Source organism: Acidobacteriota bacterium, assembly GCA_034211275.1.
GTDB lineage: Bacteria > Acidobacteriota > Thermoanaerobaculia > Multivoradales > JAHZIX01 > JAGQSE01.
In genome coordinates this window covers 1-1,672 of the sequence record JAXHTF010000387.1, presented here as the reverse complement: position 1 = coordinate 1,672, position 1,672 = coordinate 1, and the positions used below count along the sequence as shown (strand labels likewise).

At 66.5% G+C, this 1,672-nt stretch carries 1 protein-coding gene; it reads left to right on the top strand.

Going from position 1 to position 1,672, the window contains the following annotated elements:
* Positions 1-218 precede the first annotated feature (218 nt).
* On the top strand, positions 219-1,031 hold the full coding sequence (locus tag SX243_26210) for a M90 family metallopeptidase (GenBank protein MDY7096481.1): 813 nt from the start codon (positions 219-221) through the stop codon (positions 1,029-1,031).
* Positions 1,032-1,672: the final 641 nt, after the last annotated feature.

The following is a 1,672-nucleotide window of genomic DNA, read 5'->3' as shown; positions in this document are numbered from 1 at the left end:
GAGATGTCGGTGGTCACCGAGCAGGGGCCGCGCCCGGTGCGTCTTGCCTTCCCCGAGCCCGTCGCCACGCCCGACGAAGCTCGCCAGGCGCTGATCGCGCGGGTGGCCGACGCCCGCTCGCGGGTCTGAGAGCCTGTGAGAAAAGTCTCGTCCGGCTGCGGGCACCCTCGCCACGAACGCCCATTTCCTCATAGGCTCTGAGCCGGTCCCGAGCTGTCATGACCGCCTGGATCCTGATCGCCCTGGTCGTCGTCTCCGGCGGGCTCGTACTCGTCAGGATGTGGCTCGGCCATCGGCGACGCCAGCAACTCCTCGCGCGCCCGTTCCCAGAGGAGTGGCAGAGTATTCTCGAGAGGAACGTGCCGCTGGTGGCTCGACTTTCCGCGGAGAAGCGGCAGCGCCTCGAGGGGCTGATCCTGGCGTTCTTGGTGGACGTTCCGATCGAGGGCGGCGGCGGCCTGGAGATCGATGACGAGATCCGCGTGACCGTCGCCGGCCAAGCCTGTGTCCTGGTTTTGGGCAACGGTCACAGTTTTCCCAACCTCCGCTCCGTGGTGGTGTATCCCGAGGCCTACCGGGCGGTGAATCGTGACGTGGGCGGCGACTTGGTGGTGAGCGAGCATCACCGGTTGGGAGAGTCATGGAACCACGGCTACGTGGTGCTCGCCTGGGACGCCGTGCGCCGGGGCGCCACGAACCTCTCCGACGGCCACAACGTCGTGCTGCACGAATTTGCCCACCAATTCGACCAGCTCGACGGCGATTCCGACGGCATCCCGGTGGCCACGGGTCACCTGCGCTATGGCCATTGGGCCAGAGTGGTGGAGCGGGACTTCGAGCACCTGGTGACGAGGGTAGAGCGCAATCAACCCACGGCCCTCGACCCCTACGGCGCCGAGAATCCGGCCGAATTCTTCGCCGTAGCTACCGAGGCTTTCTTCGAGCGCCCGAAAAAGCTGCGTCGGCACTACCCGGACCTTTACGCCCTGCTCGAAGATCTGTATCAGCTCGATCCCACGGCCTGGCATTGAGTCGCCCCGGGCTCGAGCCGCTCGATCGCCCGTCGATATTTGGCAGGGAAGTAGATCGGCATGATGGATCGCCCGGCCCAGTGGTCAGCAGGACCCGCAAACCCACAGGGCCGGCGGCTGTTGACACGGGCTTGGTTCAAGAGCGGACCAGCAAGATCGAACGACGAGAATTCCCTAAGTCGTTGCTAGTAAGAGATTTACGGAATCCATCTCCCCCTGTTCCACCCACAGAACGTTGAGGAGACTCCCAATCAGGGCATTGCGAGCCGTAGGGTGGGCGCCAGCCCACCGGGGCGCGGGTGGCGTGTGGTGAGCGCCCACGTTCCCGCACCGCGTGGATGCCCGCCTCCGCGGGCATGACGGTGAGTGGGCTGAAGCGAGGTTGCGGGGTCGGTGGCGGTGGTGGTTTCGGGGCCTCCGCCTGGGGATAAAAGCCCCGGGCTCCTCAAAGTCCGCCGGCTCCGCCGGCTTCGGAACCTGTTCTCGGCGTTGGGCGCGCGCCACGGTCGCGGGGCCTGGGCGGTGGAGGTGCTTGAGGGCGGGGTGGGTCCCGCGGTGGATCGTGGGGACGAAGCGGATGAGGCGGATTAGGGGGAGTCGTGGACGAAAACCGGCGCTGCGGCCGGATTCGGGGGCGAAAT

Bases quoted from the DNA above. Each gene is read 5' to 3' on its own strand.
- SX243_26210 (MDY7096481.1), top strand. From the start codon at position 219: ATGACCGCCTGGATCCTGATCGCCCTGGTCGTCGTCTCCGGCGGGCTC.